This is a genomic window from Kitasatospora sp. NPDC085895, from assembly GCF_040702125.1.
GTDB lineage: Bacteria > Actinomycetota > Actinomycetes > Streptomycetales > Streptomycetaceae > Kitasatospora > Kitasatospora arboriphila.
In genome coordinates this window covers 79,883-95,992 of the sequence record NZ_JBFBJY010000006.1, presented here as the reverse complement: position 1 = coordinate 95,992, position 16,110 = coordinate 79,883, and the positions used below count along the sequence as shown (strand labels likewise).

Annotated in this window: 14 protein-coding genes; 10 read left to right on the top strand and 4 right to left on the bottom strand. The window is 75.7% G+C overall.

The window, feature by feature from the left end; genetic code table 11:
• Positions 1–7 precede the first annotated feature (7 nt).
• The gene (locus AB0442_RS05700) at positions 8–2,146 is read left to right on the top strand and encodes a restriction endonuclease (protein ID WP_366160809.1); all 2,139 of its coding nucleotides are present in this window, start codon (positions 8–10) and stop codon (positions 2,144–2,146) included.
• A 59-nt stretch (positions 2,147–2,205) separates the two neighbouring features.
• Here AB0442_RS05700 and AB0442_RS05695 read toward each other — a convergent pair whose 3' ends face one another.
• On the bottom strand, positions 2,206–3,117 hold the full coding sequence (locus AB0442_RS05695) for a GNAT family N-acetyltransferase (protein ID WP_366160808.1): 912 nt from the start codon (positions 3,115–3,117) through the stop codon (positions 2,206–2,208).
• A gap of 207 nt (positions 3,118–3,324) precedes the next feature.
• Here AB0442_RS05695 and AB0442_RS05690 point away from each other — a divergent pair, with 207 nt between their 5' ends.
• From AB0442_RS05690 to AB0442_RS05675, 4 genes are all read left to right on the top strand, one after another.
• Positions 3,325–4,176, top strand: coding sequence for a DUF692 domain-containing protein (locus AB0442_RS05690; RefSeq protein WP_366160806.1), 852 nt, complete (start codon positions 3,325–3,327; stop codon positions 4,174–4,176).
• The gene (locus AB0442_RS05685; RefSeq protein WP_366160805.1) at positions 4,169–4,675 is read left to right on the top strand and encodes a hypothetical protein; all 507 of its coding nucleotides are present in this window, start codon (positions 4,169–4,171) and stop codon (positions 4,673–4,675) included. Before AB0442_RS05690 ends, AB0442_RS05685 begins: the two co-directional genes overlap by 8 nt.
• 52 nt (positions 4,676–4,727) lie before the next feature.
• A complete protein-coding gene (locus AB0442_RS05680) occupies positions 4,728–5,747 on the top strand; it encodes a TIGR04222 domain-containing membrane protein (protein ID WP_366160804.1) in 1,020 nt (339 codons plus the stop codon).
• 76 nt (positions 5,748–5,823) lie between these two features.
• Positions 5,824–6,594, top strand: coding sequence for a TIGR04222 domain-containing membrane protein (locus tag AB0442_RS05675; RefSeq protein WP_366160802.1), 771 nt, complete (start codon positions 5,824–5,826; stop codon positions 6,592–6,594).
• Between the two features lie 42 nt (positions 6,595–6,636).
• Here AB0442_RS05675 and hemQ read toward each other — a convergent pair whose 3' ends face one another.
• Together hemQ and hemG are read right to left on the bottom strand one after the other, a co-directional pair.
• Entirely contained in the window at positions 6,637–7,350 is a 714-nt protein-coding gene (gene hemQ, locus AB0442_RS05670; protein ID WP_366160801.1) for a hydrogen peroxide-dependent heme synthase, read from the bottom strand.
• Positions 7,347–8,753: a protoporphyrinogen oxidase gene (gene hemG, locus AB0442_RS05665; RefSeq protein ID WP_366160800.1), complete on the bottom strand. Its 1,407-nt coding sequence runs from the start codon at positions 8,751–8,753 to the stop codon at positions 7,347–7,349. The genes hemQ and hemG overlap by 4 nt, the downstream gene beginning before the upstream one ends.
• A gap of 243 nt (positions 8,754–8,996) precedes the next feature.
• On the opposite strand from hemG, the gene AB0442_RS05660 reads away from it, so the two are divergent.
• A complete protein-coding gene (locus tag AB0442_RS05660; RefSeq protein ID WP_366160799.1) occupies positions 8,997–10,106 on the top strand; it encodes a DUF4349 domain-containing protein in 1,110 nt (369 codons plus the stop codon).
• A 39-nt stretch (positions 10,107–10,145) separates the two neighbouring features.
• Here the strand turns inward: AB0442_RS05660 and hemE are convergent, their stop codons facing one another.
• Positions 10,146–11,192 carry a uroporphyrinogen decarboxylase gene (hemE, locus tag AB0442_RS05655; protein WP_366160907.1) on the bottom strand — a complete coding sequence of 349 codons (1,047 nt, stop codon included), beginning with the start codon at positions 11,190–11,192 and terminating at the stop codon, positions 10,146–10,148.
• A gap of 199 nt (positions 11,193–11,391) precedes the next feature.
• Here hemE and AB0442_RS05650 point away from each other — a divergent pair, with 199 nt between their 5' ends.
• The 4 genes from AB0442_RS05650 (at position 11,392) to AB0442_RS05635 (ending at position 16,110) form a co-directional block, all read left to right on the top strand.
• Positions 11,392–12,042, top strand: coding sequence for a DUF3000 domain-containing protein (locus AB0442_RS05650; RefSeq protein ID WP_366160797.1), 651 nt, complete (start codon positions 11,392–11,394; stop codon positions 12,040–12,042).
• Between the two features lie 364 nt (positions 12,043–12,406).
• Positions 12,407–13,132 carry a response regulator transcription factor gene (locus AB0442_RS05645; protein ID WP_359981895.1) on the top strand — a complete coding sequence of 242 codons (726 nt, stop codon included), beginning with the start codon at positions 12,407–12,409 and terminating at the stop codon, positions 13,130–13,132.
• A 245-nt stretch (positions 13,133–13,377) separates the two neighbouring features.
• Positions 13,378–14,613, top strand: coding sequence for a ribonuclease D (locus AB0442_RS05640; protein ID WP_366160796.1), 1,236 nt, complete (start codon positions 13,378–13,380; stop codon positions 14,611–14,613).
• Positions 14,614–14,892: 279 nt separating this feature from the next.
• Entirely contained in the window at positions 14,893–16,110 is a 1,218-nt protein-coding gene (locus AB0442_RS05635) for an acetyl-CoA C-acyltransferase (protein ID WP_344625722.1), read from the top strand.

Here is a 16,110-nt window from a genome sequence, read left to right as displayed (position 1 = left end):
ACTGGCCATGCTGGCGGAGGCACAGCGCCAACAGCACCGCCGGGAGGAGGCGCAGCGCCGCGCCGACGCGGCCGCGCAGCGGCAGTACGAGCGGGCCCGCCGGGAGGCGGAACGGGCGGCCGCCCAGGGCCAGCGCGAGGCTCTCAAGGCGTACCGGCAGAGCCGGGAGGCGGACGCGGCCCGGCGGACGGCCGAACTGGAGGACCGCGTCGCGGCGCTGCGCGGGACGCTCGCCGCGGGCCTGCGCGGGCGGCCCTTCTCGCCCGCGGACCTGGCGGCGCCCGCGGCCGCCTTCGACCCCGGGCAGCTGGGCGTGCCGGTGCCGGTGCCCGACCAGTCCTGGTACCTGATACCGCCGCTGACGGGCGCGCAGGCGTTCGACCCGGCGGCCCGGCGGGCGTGGGACGAGCAGGCCGCGCAGGCCCGCGCCCGGTTCGAACAGGACTGGTACGCGGCGCAGGCCGCCGAGCAGGAACGGCAGCGCCGGCTCGCCGAGTACCGGGCCGAGTTCGACGGCTGGCTGGTCTCCCGGCAGCGGCTCGCGGCCCACGCCGGGCAGTTGGTGGCCGGACTGCGCTCGGGCGCCCCGGAGGCCGTCGAGGAGTACTTCGAGACGGCGCTCGGGTGGCGCGACGACTGGCCCGAGGGCTTCCCGCACACGGCCGAGGCCCGCTGGGACGCCGGGGCCCGCCAACTGGTCGTGGAGTGGCCGCTGCCCGACTTCTCGGTGGTGCCGGCCGTCGCCCGGCACCGGTACGTGAAGACCGACGACCGGGACGCCGAGGTGGCCCGCCCGGCCGGCGAGCGGCGGACGCTCTACCGGGAGGTCGTGGCGCAGTGCGCGCTGCGGGTGCTCGCTGAGGCGTTCCGGGCGGACGGCGCGGGCCTGCTCTCCTCCGTCGTGGTGCACGGCGTGGTCGAGGCCGTCGACCCGGCGACCGGCCGGGAGGAGAGCCGCTGCCTGGTCTCGGTGGCCGCCGAACGGGCCGACTTCCTCGCGCTCGACCTGGAGCGGGTCGAGGCGGTGGACTGCCTGGTGGAGGCGCTGGACGGCCGGCTGTCCGCGCGCCCGGACAAGCCGGAGGGCGTCCGGCCGCACGCCACGGGCTCCCCCGCGGCGGCGGCCGCGCCGGCCGGCGACGAAGGGCCGGACCTGTTCACCATGGACCCGATCGCCTTCGAGGAACTGATCGCCGAACTCTTCCGCCGCCGCGGCCTGCGCACCCGGACGACCGCCCGCAGCGGCGACGAGGGCGTCGACGTGCTGGCGGAGGACCCGGACCCGATCACCGGCGGGCAGATCGTCATCCAGGCCAAGCGCTACCGGCACACCGTGCCGCCCACCGCCGTCCGCGACCTGGACGCCACCATGGCCCGCTGCGGCGCCAACCGCGGCATCCTCGTCACCACCTCCGGCTTCGGCCCCGGCTCCCGGCGCTGGGTCGAGGGCCGGCCGCTGACCCTGGTGGACGGCCCGATGCTGGTCGCCCTGCTCCGCGAGCACGGACTCGCCGGACGGCTCGAGACGGACGGCGCGGCGGGCCGCGGCACCGGGCGGCGGACGGCACCCGCCGTGCCCGCGGCGGCCGCGGCGGCCGCGGCGGCGACGGTGCTCGCACCCGGGCAGAACGCGGTGCTGCCGGAGAGCGCGCTCGCCGCGCTGACCGTCCGCTTCTCCTCCGCCGGCGCGGACGCCGACCTGACGCTGCTGCTGCTCACCGCCGAGGGCCTGGTCCGCTCCGACGGCGACTTCGTCTTCTACCACCAGCGCAGCGCCGCGGGCGGGGCGGTGCTGCTCGGCGAGAAGGCCGCCGCGGACGGGCGGCGCACCGAGTCGGCGGTGCTGCGGCCGGCCGACCTCCCGCCGGACGTCCACCGGGTCGCCGTCTCCGTCAACATGGACGCCGACACCGGGCTGACCTGCGCCGGACTCACCGACGCGGACCTGCTGCTGCACGCCGAGGACGGCACCGCCTGGTCGTTCCGCCCGCCGTCCGACCCCGCGGTGTCGGCGATGCTGGTCGCCGAGGTCTACCGGCACCGGTCGGCCGGCGGCCCCGAGGTGTGGAAGGTCCGCGCGGTCGGCCAGGGCTGGGCGGACGGCCTCGCCGGCCTCGCCCGCGCCCACGGCGTCGACGTCGGCTGAGGGGGCAACACCCCGGGGGCAGCAGGTCGGGGCAGCACCCCAGGGGCGCTGCTTCCCGATCACGCGGTGAGTTCGCGGCTGTACTTCCATTCGGCGGCGCAGCGCTCGTACCCGAGCCAGTCGTTGACCGCCAGCATCGGGGCGTTGCCGCCGTCGTTGTGGGTGAAGGCGGCGGTGATGCCGGCCGCGCGGGCCCGGTGCAGGGAGTCGGCCTTGGCGAGTTTGGCGAGGCCGCGGCCGCGGTGGGCCCGGACGGTGGTGGTGAAGGACGACCAGTAGCGGCCCTCGCCGTCGGTCTGTGCGGCGGAGAAGCCCACCGGCCGGCCGTCGGCGAGCACCACGGTGGTGAGCTCGCGGTCGAGGTCGGGCCGGTGCCAGATCTCGGCCAGCCAGGAGGCGTAGCCCTGGTCGGCGAGGTCGACGTCGCCGGGTTCGTCCCGGGTGCCCTCGACGTCGACCAGGTAGAGGGGGTGCGGGTCGTCCGCGTACTCGGCGGCGGTGCGCAGTTCGACGCCGGGCGGGCGGGCCGGCAGGGGCGGCAGCGGGGCGGTGAGGTCGCGTCCGGCGAAGTAGGCGACCCGGCCGCGGGTGTAGCCGCGGGCGGCGGCGAAGCCGTGCGCCGCCGGTTCGTCGTCCACCCAGCAGTGCGCGTGCCGGACGCCTTCGGCGGCGAGCGCCTCCTCGGTGGCGGTGAGCAGGGCGGTACCGGTGCCCTGCCCGCGCTCTCCGGGGACGACGTGGACGGCGGCGAAGCCGTGGCCGGGTTCCTCGGTGTCCGGGTAGGCGCCGAACCGGGCGGTGGCGACGATCCGCCCGTCCGCCTCGGCGAGCAGCATCCGCAGGTGGGGCTGGGCGGCGACCTGCCAGGCGACCGTCTCGGGGGTGGTGACAAGATACGGGCGGCCGGCGCGCAGGGCGGCGCAGGCCGCTGTCGCATCGTCGGGCCGGAAGGCGCGGATCGTGAGCGTCATAGACACGTCACGTTAACGACTCGGCCGCTTCCGCGCCCTCGAATATCGGCCTCCAGGACGGGAGTTGCCCGCGAATCGGGTGGCACCGCGGAGAAAGCTCAAGTTCAGCTCTGAGTTCGGCTGCCGGTGGTTGGCAGCCGTGTCCGGCCGGTACACCCTCAGCAGCGGACACGGGCAGCATCGGACGCAGGAGAGGGGGGAGCGCGCATGGCGCACTCGACGGAGCCGCCCCGGCTGGGGGTGGGGATCGGCTGGCGGGCGGAGATCGACACCGCGGTCGAGCGGCTGCCCGGCGTGGACTGGGTGGAGGTGGTCGCGGAGAACGTCTGCGCCGGTCACCTGCCGCCTTCGCTGGAGGTGCTGCGGGAGCGCGGCGTCACGGTCGTCCCGCACGGGGTGTCGCTGGGCCTCGGGGGCGCCGAACCGCCGGCCGCGCACCGGCTGGAGCGGCTGGCCGAGGTGGCCGAGGCGCTCGGTGCGCCGCTGGTCACCGAGCACCTGGCGTTCGTCCGGGCGGGCGGGATGGAGTCCGGCCACCTGTTGCCGGTGCCGCGGTCGCGGGACGCGCTGCGGGTGGTCGCGGAGAACGTCCGGATCGCGCAGGAGCAGTTGCCGGTGCCGCTGGCCCTGGAGAACATCGCGGCCCACCTGCGCTGGCCGGACGACGAGCTGACCGAGGGCGAGTTCCTCGCCGAGCTGGTGGAGCGGACGGGCGTGCGGCTGCTGGTGGACGTCGCCAACCTGCACACCAACCGGGTCAACCTGGGTCTGGACGTCACCGCCGAACTGGCCCGGCTGCCGCTGGAGGCCCTCGCCTACGTGCACGTCGCCGGCGGGGTGGAGCGGGACGGCGTCTGGCACGACACCCACGCCCACCCGGTCACCGAGCCGGTGCTGGAGGTGCTCGCCGAACTGTGCGGGCGTGCGGTGCCGCCCGGTGTGCTGCTGGAGCGCGACGACGCCTTCCCGCCGCCGGCCGAGCTGGCCGGTGAACTCGACGCGATCCGGGCCGTCCTGGAGCGGGCCCCGCTCGCCGAGGGGGTGCGGCACGGTGGCTGAGTCCGACGAGTACCTGCTGCGCGGGGACGACGCCGAGCTGGCCGTGGCGCGGGCGCGGCTCGCCGAGCGGCAGACCGGGCTGATGGCCGCGCTGGTCGCGGGCGGCCCGGTGCCGGAGGGCTTCGACCCGGCCCAGGTCGCCACCCAGGCCCGCGGGCTGCTCGCCAAACGGCGGGACACCACCGCACGGGTGGTGCCCGAGCCGGCCCGGATCCTCGGCGGCGACTGGCGCCCGCTGTTCGAGCGGTACGCCCGGCAGGGCCCGCAGCGCGGCGGGTACCGGGCCGACGCACGGGAGTTCGCCGCCTGGGCGCTGGCCGCGGAACCGGCCGCCGCCTGGCGGGACGAACTGGAGCACTGGCTGCGGCCCGCGGCCGACGCGCACGCCCCGGGCCCGCTGCGGGCGGCCCTGGCCGTGCTGGCCCGCGCGGTGCACGACCGCCTGCGCCGCCGCGGCGGCGCGGCCACCCACGGCCGGCCGGCCCCGTCCCGGGGCTGAGCACGGCACCACCGGGTCCGCCGGATCCGTTCGACCCACGGGGGAGACAACGATGTGGAGCACGGAGTTCACCGTGGCCCTCGTCCTGGTGCTGGCCACCGGGACGGCAGTGGGCGTCACCCGGGCGCGGCTGCGCCGGGTGCCCCGTCCGCAGGGCCTGTCCGGGCGCGGCCTGGAACTGATGGAGACGGCCTTCCTGGCCGGCGGCCCGACCCGGGTCGCGGTCACCGCCCTGGTGCGGATGCAGCAGGAGGGCCGGGTGATCGTGGCGCGGTCCGGCCTGGTCACCGTCACCGACCCGGCGCCGCGGGACGCCGTCGAGGCGGCGCTGATCGACGCGGCCGGCCCCGGCCGGCAGCAGGACGCCGACGTGCTGCGCCGCCGGGTGGCGCGCAGCGCCGCCGTGCAGGAGATCGGCGACCGGCTGGCCGACCGCGGCCTGATGCGCCGGCCGGACCGGCACCGCGCGGTGGTGCGGGCCCGCCGGGTGATGGGCCTGGCGCTGCTGGCGACGGTGGTGCTCGGCGTGTTCGCGATGGTCGACTGGACGGACCGCACCTTCAACGGCCGGTACACCGGCCCGCCGCCGGTCTTCCCGTTCGCGGTGCTGCTGGTGGCCGGCGTGGTCCACCTGGTGGCGACCAGGCCGGACCGGGGCCGGGTCACCCCGGCGGGCCGCCGCCAGCTGTCGATGATGAAGGAGGGCGGCGCCTGGCGCCCGTACGACGTGGTGGCGCCCGTCGCCGCGCTGACGGTGCTCGGCGCGCTCGCCCTGGAGGGCACCGACGAGCTGGACGAGGAGATGCGGGCGGCGCTGACCGCCCGGCAGCTGGCCTCCTCGTCCTCGGCCTCGTCGTCCTCGTCCTGCTCCACCGCGACCTGGTGCGGCTCCGGCTCGGACAGCGGTTCCTCGTCGAGCTGCGGCTCGTCCAGCTGCGGGTCCTCGTCGTCGAGCTGCGGCTCCTCGTCGGGCTGCGGTTCGTCCGGGAGCTCGTGCGGGTCCTCGGGCAGCTCCTGCTCGTCGGGGAGCTCCTGCGGCTCCAGCTGCGGCGGCGGGTGCGGCAGCTCCTGACCCGGCTTGTCACAGTTTCGTATCGCGGGCGGGGCATGTGTTCCCCGCCCGCCCCTGCCGGGACTAGAACAAGCCCATGTGGGTGCTCCTCCTGATCCCGGCCTGCGCGGCTGCCGCGTTCTCCTGCCTGCAGCTGGTCCGGGTCGCGACCAGGGCCGACCTGCTCGACGGCTTCGGCCCCCGGCCGCCCGAGGCGGTGGGGATCGGCCTGTACGAGACCGCCTACCTGGCCGGTGGACCGGGCCGGGTGGTGGAGCTGGCGCTGGTGCTGATGGCCGGCCGCGGCCGGCTGCACCTCGCGCACACCGGCTGGACGACCGTGGTCGACCCGCGCGGCCGCAGCCGGCTGGAGCGGGCGCTGATCGAGCAGATCGGCCCCGAGGGCCAGTGCCGGACGGGGCCCCTGCGGGCCTCGCTGGCGGCGCACCCGACCGTACGGGAGATCGGTGACCGCCTCGCCCGGGCCGGGCTGGCGACGCCGGAGACCGTCCGCCGGGACACCTCGCGGGCGGTGCGGCAGGTCCGGATGGCGCTGCTGCTGTGCGTCCTGCTGCTGGCCGCCTCGCTCGCCCTCGCCGCCCCCGGCAGCGGGGACGCCGGTGCGGCGATCGCCTGGTTCTCGCTGCCGCTGATCCTCACCTGCGGCACCCTGCTGATGGCCCGGGTGGACGTGCACACCTACACCCGGTTCGCCGCGCCCGCCGGCCTGGAGGTGCTGCGCACCGCGCGGGTGCCCCGGCAGCTCGGTCACACCCGCGACCCGGAGCAGGCGCTGCTCACCGCGGTGGCGATGGTCGGCCCGGCCGCGCTGACCGACGAACGGCTGCGGGCGGCGCTGCGGACCTGAGTCCGCCGCACCGCCCGCAGGGCAGCCCGGGAGGGAGCCCGCTCAGACCAGGCCGGCGAGGAGCTCGGCGACCGGCTTGCGGCGGCCGGTGAAGAACGGCACCTCCTCGCGGACGTGCAGCCGGGCCCGGGACGGGCGCAGGTCGCGCATCAGGTCGACGATCCGGTGCAGCTCGTCGGCCTCGAAGGCGAGCAGCCACTCGTAGTCGCCGAGGGCGAAGGAGGCGACCGTGTTGGCCCGGACGTCCGGGTAGCCGCGGGCCATCATGCCGTGCTCGGCGAGCATGGCGCGACGCTCCTCGTCGGGCAGCAGGTACCACTCGTAGGAGCGGACGAACGGGTACACGCAGACGTAGTCGCGGGCGCGCTCGTCGGCGAGGAACGCCGGGATGTGCGACTTGTTGAACTCGGCCGGGCGGTGCAGCGCCATGTTCGACCAGACCGGCTCCAGCACGCGGCCGACGGCGGTACGGCGGAAGCGGTTGTACGCCTCCTGCAGGTCGTCCGAGTCCTCGGCGTGCCACCAGACCATGACGTCCGCGTCGGCGCGCAGGCCGGACACGTCGTAGGTGCCGCGCACGGTGACGTCCTTGGCGGCGAGCTGGGCGAAGAGCTCGTCCACCTCGGCGGCCAGGGCGGCACGGTCCTCGGGCAGCTCACCCTTGAGCTTGAACACCGACCACATGGTGTAGCGGATGACCTGGTTGAGGTCGCGGGCCTTCTTCTTCACGGGCTGCTGTTCAGTGCTCTCAGTCATGTCCTCATTGTCCCTTCCGGGGCCCCGGCGCCGTCCGCCGGGGTCAACAAGTCGTTGACGGCGCGGCGGGCGCTGCCGATGCAGGCAGGGATGCCCACGCCGTCGTAGGCGGCGCCGCAGACCGCCAGCCGGCCGGCCTGCGCGACCAGCCGGCGGACCCGGGCCGTCCGGTCCAGGTGGCCCACCGGGTACTGCGGCAGGCCGGCCCGCCAGCGGGTGACCGCGGTGGCGAACGGCGCGGCGCGCAGCCCGGTCGCCCGTTCCAGGTCGGCCAGCGAGCGGGCGACGAGCTCCTCGTCCGGCAGGTCGAGGGCGGCCTCCTCGCGGTGCCGGCCGAGCGAGGTCCGCAGCAGGAAGGCCCCGGGGGCGGCGCGGTCCAGCCAGCCCCACTTGTAGGAGGAGAAGGTCGAGGCCTTGATCGCCCGGCCGTCCACGGGCGGGACCAGGAAGCCGCTGCCGTACGGGAGGGCGGCCACGTCGGTGCGTTCGAAGGCCATGGTGACCAGGGCCATCCCGGCGTACTCGACGGCGTCCAGCTCGGCCGCGGCGGCGGGGACGTCGGGGCGCAGCAGCGCGGCCGCCTGCGGGGCGGGCACGGCCAGCACCACGGCGTCGGCGTGCAGCACCTCGCCGCCGACGGCCACCCGCCAGCCCTCGGGGGTGCGGCGCAGTGCGTCGACGGGGCTCGCGGTGCGCAGGTCGGCGCCGGCACGGCGCAGGTGGGCCGCGGCGGCCTCCGGCAGGGTGCCGAGGCCGCCGCGGATGCCCTGGAAGACCGGGCCGGCGTCGGGGCGGGCCCGGCCGACGAGCTCGTGCACGCCGTCGACGAGCGGGCCGCCGCTCCGGGCGAGCGGGAGCAGTTGCGGGACGGCGGCGCGCAGCGAGATCTCGTCGGCGTGGCCGGCGTAGACGCCGCCGAGCAGCGGTTCGACGAGCCGGTCCACGACCTCGCGGCCGAGCCGGGCGGAGACGTAGGCGCCGATCGCGACGTCCTCGCCGACGCTGGTCGGGCGCTCGTGGCGGGCACGGTCCAGGCCGTCGGCGGAGAGGACCTCGGTGGCGGCCAGCGCGTCGAGGTCGCCGGGCACGCCCATCAGCTGGCCGCCGGGCAGCGGGCGCAGGGCGCCGCGGGTCCAGATGGCGGCCTTGGCGCCGGTGGGCGGCTCCAGTTCGTCGGCGAGGCCGACGGCGCGGGCCAGCTCCACCGCTTCGGGGCGGCGGGCGAGCATCGACTCGGCGCCGAGGTCGACCCGGACGCCGCCGACCTCGCCCGCCATCAGCTTGCCGCCGAAGCGCTCGGACGCCTCCAGCACGGTGACCCGGTGCGGGCCGTCGGTCAGGAACACCGCTGCGGCGAGTCCGGCGATGCCGCCGCCGATCACCACGACATGAGGTTCTGCCATGTCCTGCAGTCTCGCACTCCTTAACCCCCGGGCCCGGGGTGCCCTGCTAGGGCTTGGCCGCCCCGTCCCGGCCGGACTGTCGGCGGACCGTCAACTCCGCTTCCCCGCACGGGCGGTGTACACCGGGGCGAGGCCGGACCGTGACCCGTTCGGGACCGCCGGGACGGGTCCGGACGGGCCGCGGGCACGTCCAATGGTGCGACCTGCGCGGAAGGCCGCGCGGAGGGACAGGGGAGGACGGACATGGGGCGCACGGACACGGGGCGCACGGGCAGACGGGTGCTGGCGGGCACCGCACTGGCGGCGGTGCTGCTGCTGAGCGGCTGCGGCGCGGAGGGCGGCGGCCGCTCCTCCTCGGACGCCGCGGCACCCGCCCGGGCGGCGGCGCCGAAGGCCGAGCCGACCGCGGGCGGGGGCGCGGCCGGGGCGGGGGCGGCGGACCGGCCGGCCGGGCAGCCGACCGCGGCGGGCACCGGCAACCCGTCCGGCACCCCGGCCCAGAACGCCGCCGACCACCGCTACATCGCCTACTCCGGCCGCCTGGTGCTGCAGTTGAAGGCCGACGACAAGGGCGGCACGGCGGAGGCGGTCCGCCGGACGGCCACGGACACCGGCGGCTACGTCGGCAGCGAGTCGCTCTCCGACAGCGGCGGCGCGGAGGCCGGGCGGCTGGTGCTGCGGGTGCCCTCGGCCCGCTACCAGCAGGCGATGGACCGGCTGGCCGGCCTCGGTACGGTGGCCTCCCGCAGCAGCGACGCGGACGACCTCACCGAGCAGGTGGTGGACACCGAGAGCCGGCTGAAGACCCAGCAGGCGTCGGTGGACCGGGTGCGGGCGCTGCTCGCGGACGCGAAGTCGCTCTCCGAGGTGGTGTCGCTGGAGAGCGAGCTGACCCGCCGGGAGGCGGACCTGGAGTCGCTGAAGCAGCGCCTGCAGGAGCTGGGTTCGCAGACCTCGCTCTCCACGATCACGGTCGAGCTGCGCCGGGCCGCCGATGTGCCGGTGGCGGAGGAGAAGCCGGAGCGGGGGCTGTGGTCGGCGGTCGGGCACGCGTTCGCGGGCGGCTGGCACGCCCTGCTGCTGCTGGTGCGCGGGCTGCTGGTGGCGCTGGCCGCGCTGGCGCCGTTCCTGGCGGTGCTGGCCCCGGCGGCCTGGCTGCTGCGGCGCGGTCTGAAGCGGCGGGCGGCGTCCCGGCCCGCGCGGCCGGCGCCGCCGGTGCCGGTCTGGGGAGTGCCGCAGCAGGCCGGTGCGCCCGTCCGGGCACCCGCGCAGCCGCAGGCCGCGGCGGCCGAACCGAAGCCGCCGTCCGATCCGGAGCCGTCGGCCGGTCCGCAGCAGGCGGACGGGGGGTGACGGGACGGCGGGGCCGGGAGACCGGCCCCGCCCGTCCGGTCAGCGGGCGCTGGCCTCGTGCACGAAGGCGACCAGGCGGGTCAGCGCGTCCGGGTCCATGGTCGGCATGACGCCGTGTCCGAGGTTGAAGATGTGGCCGCTGTCGCCGAGCGCGGCGGCGGCGTGCAGCACCTCGCGGGCCTTGGTCTCGACGACGTGGGTGGGGGCGTAGAGCACGGCCGGGTCGAGGTTGCCCTGCAGGCCCTTGTCCGGGCCGACCCGGTCGGCGGCGACGTTCAGCGGCACCCGCCAGTCGACGCCGACCACGTCCGCGCCGGCCTGGCCCATCAGTCCGAGCAGTTCGCCGGTGCCGACGCCGAAGTGGATCCGCGGCACGCCGTAGTCGGCGACCGCCTCGAAGACCTGGGTGCTGGCGGGCATCACCGAGCGGCGGTAGTCGTCCGGGGCGAGTGCGCCGACCCAGGAGTCGAAGAGCTGCACGGCGGAGGCGCCGGCCTCGATCTGGATCTTCAGGAAGGCGGAGGTGATCGCGGCCAGCCGGTCGACCAGGCCCGCCCAGAGCTCGGGCGCGCCGTACATCATGGCCTTGGTCTTCTCGTGGCTCTTCGACGGGCCGCCCTCGACCAGGTAGCTGGCCAGCGTGAAGGGGGCGCCGGCGAAGCCGATCAGCGGGGTGGTGCCGAGCTCGTCGACGAGCAGGCCGACGGCCTCGGTGATGTAGGGCATGTCGTCCGGCTCCAGCGGGCGCAGCCGCTGCAGGTCCTCGACCGTGCGGATCGGGTCGGCGATCACCGGGCCGACGCCGGGCTTGATGTCCACGTCGATGCCGACGGCCTTGAGCGGCACCACGATGTCGCTGAAGAAGATCGCCGCGTCCACCCCGTGCCGGCGGACCGGCTGCAGCGTGATCTCCTTGACCAGCTCGGGCCGCATGCAGGAGTCGAGCATCGGGATGCCCTCGCGCACCTTCAGGTACTCCGGCAGCGAGCGGCCGGCCTGCCGCATGAACCAGACGGGGGTGTGCGGCACCGGCTCGCGGCGGGCGGCGCGCAGGAAGACGGAGTCGTACGCGGCGCCGCGGCGCACGGTGGACTGCGGGTCGGTCTGGGCTGCGGGGCTCGCCGCGGGTGTCTCGCTCACGGGTCAAATCTTCGCACGCGCCGTGCGCGCGGCGGCCCCGGGCGCCTCGTAGGTTCGTCCGAGATGTCCGACCTGTGGCGCTACGGCGCGCCGCACCGCGGGAAGTTGCTCGGATTGGGGCCGCGGGCGACCTAGGCTTCCCTCCATGGCAGCGGTCGGCGGACACCCCGCACAAGGTGGCGGAACGGACGAGGAGGCGGCGCCGATCGAGTTCCGCCGTGCGGTCGAGGCGCTCGCGGGCGCCCGGCTCCGGCCCGAGGTGCAGCTCTCCCCCGCGCCGGCGCCCCGACGGCTGGCACCGTTCGCGTGGGCGGTGACCGCCACGGTCGAGGTGGACGGCGACGAGCTCGCGGACGGCCGGCTGGTGCTGTTGCACGACCCCGCCGGGCAGTCCGCCTGGAACGGCGACTTCCGGGTCGTCACCATGACCCGTGCCGAGCTGGAGCCGGAGATCGCCGGCGACCCGATGCTCGGCGAGGTCGGCTGGGCCTGGCTGATGGACGCGCTGCAGGCGCACGGCGCCGGCTACGGGGAGCCGGGCGGCACGGTGACCCGCTGCGCCTCGCACTACTTCGGCGCGCTGGCCGAACGCCCGGCGTCGACCGAGATCGAGGTTCGGGCGTCCTGGACGCCGGCCGACAAGCGGTTCGAGCGCCACCTGGCGGCCTGGGGCGACCTGCTGTGCATCTGCGCCGGCCTGCCGCCGACCGCGGGGGCGCCGATGCCGCTGCCGGACGCCCCGTCACTCGGCGGCGTGGTGCCGATGCCCGCCCGACGCCGGCCGCGCCCGCACTGAGCTCCGCGGCGGGCCCCGCACCGGGCCCCGCCGGGCCCGGGCCGCTGCCCTTCCGGGGGACGCCCCGGGCGGTCCGGCGCAGTGCCACCCCCAGGGCTGATGGAGTGTGACTTCCGTCCCGGTCTGTGTCAATTACCCGGTTGAAATTGATCATTTCGATCCGGTTGCGATCGAATCCGTGCGATTCCAGGGCATGTCGTATCAGTCACCTGCGCGATTTGTCCGTATTGTTACTCACTAGATCGTGATCTTTCGCTAAAGCCGGGCACGGATGATGCCGAAGGTGTCAGTGACCCTTTCCGAACGCGGAACACTCCGACCGCCCCCATCGGGGTTCCGTCCGCCACTCCCCACAGGAGGCCTGGTGTCGGTCCTTCTCGAGCACCCCGCAAACGTGGTCGCGTACCGTCCGACGAAGCCCACCGCCATGGTGGTCATCGCCGACCCGCGCGTCCGAAACACCGTCACCCGGCACCTGTGGGCCCTGGGTGTGCGCGACGTGATCGAGGTCTCCTCGATCGCCGAGGCCCGTCCGCGGGTCGCCACCCCACGCGACATCTGCATCGCCGACGTGCACCTCCCGGACGGCTCCGGGCTGACCATCCTGGCCGAGACCCGCGCCGCGGGCTGGCCCAACGGCCTCGCGCTCTCCGCGGCCGACGACATCGGGGCCGTCCGCTCCGCGCTCGCCGGCGGCGTCAAGGGCTACGTGGTCACCGGAACCCGCACCAACCTCGCCATGCCCGGCCGGCCCGGCCTGCCGCTCGGCGCCGCCCACCTGGCGGGCCGGATGCGCCGTCCCGGCATGCCGGGAGTCCCCGGCGCCCCCGGAGCGGCGGGCACGCCCGGAGCCCCCGGTGCGCCGGGCGCCCCCGGTGCGCAGCCCACCGCGTACCGGGAGCTTTCGGGCCGCGAGGTCGAGGTGCTGAGGCTGGTGGCGGAGGGCCAGTCCAACAAGGCGATCGGCGTGGCGATGGGCCTGTCCGCACTGACCGTCAAGAGCCACCTCGCGCGGATCGCCCGCAAGCTGGGCACCGGCGACCGGGCCGGCATGGTCGCGGTCGCGCTGCGCACCGGCATCATCCACTGACGACCGGACCGGCCCGGCCCCCGCGCGGGCCGGCTCCGGCGCAACCGTCCGGCGGAGGCCCGGAGGAACGTTTCCTCCGGGCCTCCGCCCGGTCCGAAGACCGGTGATCGGCCGGTCCGGACCAGGTCGGCCCACCCGTCCGGGCACCGGTGGCCGACCGGCCACGGGCCGGGGGCATATGTCCGAACGCAGTCTGACCAGTCCGACAACACTCCCGGCCCCGTACGCCGTCGTACCCTTGGGGGGTGACCGACGCCGTAGCAGCCATCCCAGAAGAGACAGCCCCGGTCCCGCTCCTCGAACCGCGGGAGGGGCTGCCACCCGTCGTCGCCGACGAGCAGGCGCTCGCCGCCACGGTCGCGGCCTTCGCCGCCGGGCGGGGCCCGGTCGCCGTCGACGCCGAGCGAGCCTCCGGCTACCGCTACGGCCAGCGGGCCTACCTCATCCAGCTCCGCCGGGACGGCGCGGGCACCGCGCTGATCGACCCGATCGCCTGCCCGGACCTGCACGCCCTCGGCACGGCCCTCGCCGACGCCGAATGGGTGGTGCACGCCGCCACCCAGGACCTGCCCTGCCTCGGCGAGGTCGGCATGCGCCCGCGGACGCTGTTCGACACCGAGCTGGCCGGGCGGCTCGCCGGCTTCCCCCGGGTGGGCCTCGGCCCGATGACCGAGAACGTCCTCGGCCTCTCCCTGGCCAAGGAGCACTCGGCCGTCGACTGGTCCACCCGCCCGCTGCCCGAGCCCTGGCTGCGCTACGCCGCTCTGGACGTCGAGGTGCTGGTCGAGCTGCGCGACGCACTCGAGCAGGAGCTGGACGCCCAGGGCAAGCTCGACTGGGCGCTGCAGGAGTTCGCGGCGCTCGCCGCGGCACCGCTGCCCTCCCCCCGGGTCGACCCCTGGCGGCGCACCTCCCAGCTGCACAAGGTCCGGCGGCGGCGCCAGCTCGCCGCCGTCCGCGAGCTCTGGCAGACCCGCGACCGGATGGCCCGCGAGCGGGACGTCTCCCCCGGCCGGGTGCTGCCCGACGCCGCCATCGTCAACGCCGCCCTCGCCATGCCCACCAACGCCGCCGGCCTGGTCGCCGTCCAGGGCTTCGGCCCCCGGGTGAACCGCCGCCAGGTCGAGCAGTGGCTCGCCGCGCTGCAGCGGGCCCGCGAACTGCCCGAGTCGCAGCTGCCGGCCGCCACGGCACCGCACGACGGGCCGCCGCCGCCGCGGGCGTGGGCCGACAAGGACCCGGTGGCGGCGGCACGGCTCAGTGCGGCGCGGGCCGCGGTGACGGCGCTGGCCGAGGAGAAGCACCTGCCGGCGGAGAACCTGATCACGCCGGACCTCGTGCGGCGGGTCTGCTGGGAGCCTCCGGCGGTGTCCGACGCCGACAACATCGCCGCCTCGCTGCGCCGGCTCGGCGCCCGCCAGTGGCAGACCGACCTGGTCGCCCCGGCCCTCGCGACCGCCTTCGACCAGGCCGCGAGCTAGGGCGCAGCCCGGGATCAGGGGCAACCCACAGGGGCGCGGGGAACCGCGCGGGACGGACGGCAGCGGTGCGCACCTTCCGTCCCGCGCAGTTTCCCGCGCCCCTTCCGGTTTCCCGCCCTCGCCGGTCCACCGACGTGTCGGGCGACACACCCCGTCCGGGGGGTGTGGCCCCTGGGCAAGTTAGTTACCGGCGGGTAGCATGGCTCTGAAGCAGCGCCGCTCCACCCGTGAGCCGTGCGGACTGCGCTTAACGTCATGTCCCCTGGGAGGAGAGCCCCCGTGCCTCGTACCGCGAGGGACGTCGTCTTCGTCGACGGCGTCCGCACCCCGTTCGGCAAGGCCGGCCCGAAGGGCATCTACCACGAGACCCGCGCGGACGACCTGGTCGTCAAGTGCATCCGTGAGCTGGTGCGCCGCAACCCGAACCTGCCCGTCGAGCGCATCGACGAGGTCGCCGTCGCCGCGACCACGCAGATCGGCGACCAGGGCCTGACCATCGGCCGCACCGCGGGCCTGCTCGCCGGTCTGCCGCAGTCCGTCCCGGGCTACGCGATCGACCGCATGTGCGCCGGTGCGATGACCGCCGTCACCACCACCGCGGGCGGCATCGCCTTCGGCGCGTACGACATCGCCGTCGCCGGCGGCGTCGAGCACATGGGCCGCCACCCGATGGGCGAGGGCGTGGACCCGAACCCGCGCTTCGTGTCGGAGAAGCTGGTCGACGAGTCCGCCCTGTTCATGGGCATGACCGCGGAGAACCTGCACGACCGCCTGCCGCACATCACCAAGGAGCGCTGCGACGCCTACGCCGTGCGCTCCCAGGAGAAGGCCGCCAAGGCGTACGCCAACGGCGACATCCAGCCGGACCTGGTGCCGATCGCGATCCGCAACACCAACCCCGAGGTCGGCGAGACCGGCTGGGGCCTGGCGACGACGGACGAGCCGATGCGCCCCGGCACCACCATGGAGTCGCTGGCGAACCTCAAGACCCCGTTCCGCCCGCACGGCAACATCACCGCGGGCAACGCGGCCGGTCTGAACGACGGCGCCACCGCCTCGCTGCTGGCCGCCGAGGACGTCGCCGAGGAGCTCGGCCTGCCGATCAAGATGCGCCTGGTCTCCTTCGCCTACGCCGGCGTGGAGCCCGAGGTCATGGGCATCGGCCCCGTCCCGGCGACGCAGAAGGCGCTGGCCAAGGCCGGTCTGACCATCGACGACATCGGCGCCTTCGAGATCAACGAGGCCTTCGCCGTCCAGGTCCTCTCGCTGCTCGACCACTACGGCATCGCCGACGACGACGAGCGCGTCAACCCGTACGGCGGCGCGATCGCCTACGGCCACCCGCTGGCCTCCACCGGCGTCCGCCTGATGACCCAGCTGGCGCGCCGCTTCGAGCAGCGCCCCGACATCCGCTACGGCCTGACCACCATGTGCATCGGCTTCGGCATGGGCGGCACGGTCATCTGGGAGAACCCGCACTTCGAGGGGAACAAGTGA

Bases quoted from the DNA above. Each gene is read 5' to 3' on its own strand.
- AB0442_RS05700 (WP_366160809.1), top strand. From the start codon at position 8: ATGCTGGCGGAGGCACAGCGCCAACAGCACCGCCGGGAGGAGGCGCAG.
- AB0442_RS05695 (WP_366160808.1), bottom strand. From the start codon at position 3,117: ATGACGCTCACGATCCGCGCCTTCCGGCCCGACGATGCGACAGCGGCC.
- AB0442_RS05690 (WP_366160806.1), top strand. From the start codon at position 3,325: ATGGCGCACTCGACGGAGCCGCCCCGGCTGGGGGTGGGGATCGGCTGG.
- AB0442_RS05680 (WP_366160804.1), top strand. From the start codon at position 4,728: ATGTGGAGCACGGAGTTCACCGTGGCCCTCGTCCTGGTGCTGGCCACC.
- AB0442_RS05675 (WP_366160802.1), top strand. From the start codon at position 5,824: ATGTGGGTGCTCCTCCTGATCCCGGCCTGCGCGGCTGCCGCGTTCTCC.
- hemQ (WP_366160801.1), bottom strand. From the start codon at position 7,350: ATGACTGAGAGCACTGAACAGCAGCCCGTGAAGAAGAAGGCCCGCGAC.
- hemG (WP_366160800.1), bottom strand. From the start codon at position 8,753: ATGGCAGAACCTCATGTCGTGGTGATCGGCGGCGGCATCGCCGGACTC.
- AB0442_RS05660 (WP_366160799.1), top strand. From the start codon at position 8,997: ATGGGGCGCACGGACACGGGGCGCACGGGCAGACGGGTGCTGGCGGGC.
- AB0442_RS05650 (WP_366160797.1), top strand. From the start codon at position 11,392: ATGGCAGCGGTCGGCGGACACCCCGCACAAGGTGGCGGAACGGACGAG.